This is a genomic window from uncultured Microscilla sp. (genome assembly GCF_947493425.1).
Taxonomy (GTDB): domain Bacteria; phylum Bacteroidota; class Bacteroidia; order Cytophagales; family Microscillaceae; genus Microscilla.
The window spans coordinates 1-1509 of sequence record NZ_CANLRP010000377.1; the positions used below are offsets into that span (position 1 = coordinate 1).

1 protein-coding gene is annotated in these 1509 nt (G+C 50.4%); it reads left to right on the forward strand.

Annotated features, from left to right (window positions below):
* Positions 1 to 89: 89 nt before the first annotated feature.
* Positions 90 to 950 carry a hypothetical protein gene (locus Q0954_RS33855; RefSeq protein ID WP_299466483.1) on the forward strand — a complete coding sequence of 287 codons (861 nt, stop codon included), beginning with the start codon at positions 90 to 92 and terminating at the stop codon, positions 948 to 950.
* The last annotated feature ends 559 nt before the right edge of the window (positions 951 to 1509 follow it).

Here is a 1509-nt window from a genome sequence, read left to right on the forward strand (position 1 = left end):
CACAAAGATATATTGAGTTAAATCATTCTGTTAAAAAAAGGGCTTAACTGTTTACCTCATAATTTGTTGCATGTTCAAAGCTGGTGTATTTGCCCAAAAAGAGCGAGGCAACCGACGCCGAAAAACGGGCGGGTTTGTTTGTAGACGATGCCGACGTGGAAGCCGCCCAACCCAAGGGCAAAGCCCCCGCCGAAGGAGGCAAGCCCAAATACGACATTGGCAAGGGGCGCAACATTTACCCTACTAAAGACGAAAATGGCAAAATCGTGTATTTGCCCAAAGAAAGCGAGGCAACCGATTTTGAAAAAAGCCGAGGTTTGTTTGTGCACGATGCCGACGAGGGCAACCCCCAACGTAACACCGCCACCGACCCAAAGGGTGACACCAACGGCAGCCAACACCAACAACGACGCAGCGCCCGAGCGGGCAATCTAGCTGCGGCAAGTGCTGACGACGAAACGGGCAAGCCGCGCGACTTGAAAAAGCGCCCCGTGCCCAAAGCCAAAGACGGCACCCCGCTGTGGGACGGCAAAACAATGCCTGAGGTGGACGCTGAGGTGAGCCAAAACTTGCTGAAAAACCTGAAGCCCAAGTACGACATAGGCAAGGGGCGCATGCTGTACCCCACCGAAATAGCTCCAGGCAAAATTGGCTACTTGCCCCTCAAAGACGAGGCAAGCCCCCAAGAGCAAGCGGCGGGCGTTTACCTACGGCTGGTGCCCGAAGAACCCCTAGAGGAGTTTTTGGAGCGAAATAAAGCCGAGGTGCCCGCCAACCGCTACGAGGTGGACGAAGGCAACGTGAAGGCGCGCTCCGAAACTGCTTTGGCTCAGGCAATCAGCCGCCACCAACCGCTGGTGCTGCGCTCACAACGCTATTTGAATGAGTTTGCCAAGGCTACCCCAAGCTTGGGGCAGGAGTGGGAAGCTTCTACAGCCTCAAGCTTTTAGCGACAAGCGACAAGTCTTTAGTCCCGAAGAATTGAGGGATAAGGCTGCTTTACAGGTAACTATACGAGTGTATAAGGCATTGATTTTCAGATGATTATACACTCGACAGATGGAAGGTTGAGTTAAATTATTTTTTTCCGCCGTTGCTGGTGTCTTCACTGGCAATCAAGAAGCGGATACATACCTGACAGGATTTTTTAGCGTCGTCATAAAATCCTGTCAGGTATGGAGAAATTACTCCCACCGTTGCTGGTATCTTCACCAGCAATCAAGGGGATTCGTCATTGGGCAACTTACCCGACAAGTGCGACTAAATGCTTTGAGGAATGCCCCCTCCTGTGTTGGTCTTAAGGCTTTAGCCTGACCAACACAATGCACATTCTTCACTATCGGTACGCGGGCTCTTGGTCTTTAGGTTGCTTGTGGAGATACAAGCAACGGCGGTGGAGTTCAAACTTGAGGGTGGTTTTTATCAGGTAGGTTGTTCAAAATTAAAAAAAGTGCCCCTTTATTCAATATAGGGCTATTTTATCTATAGTTCAACCAACTCAAAAAAAAC